The organism is Telluria sp. AZSoR62, from assembly GCF_058111565.1.
Genome location: NZ_JBYTST010000323.1, coordinates 1 through 269, shown reverse-complemented (window position 1 = coordinate 269; position 269 = coordinate 1). Strand labels below are relative to the sequence as shown.

The window sequence follows — 269 nt, the reverse complement described above, 5'->3', positions numbered from 1 at the left end:
CTCCAGGGAAAATCTTGTCACCAACCAAGCTAATCAGCGCTTCGTTAGCACCCGCGGCCAAAGCAGCGGTGCGGAAATCTCCACCCGCCGCCTCGCCAATCAATCCGCCGACAATGGCGTGTACCGCTACTTTTGTGGAGAGGTTAGTTCCAAGAAGTGCATCACCTACCTTGTTATAAATGGCTCCGCTCAAGCCATCTGCCGCCATCCCGATTGCGGCCTGCACGACGTTATCTTTAAATTTCCCACCGTTAGCCACTGTATTCAGA

General features: G+C 53.5%; 1 protein-coding gene. It reads right to left on the bottom strand.

The window, feature by feature from the left end:
- A partial coding sequence (locus AC3XQU_RS23980) for a DUF637 domain-containing protein (RefSeq protein WP_489876630.1) occupies positions 1 to 269 on the bottom strand: 269 nt, incomplete at both ends.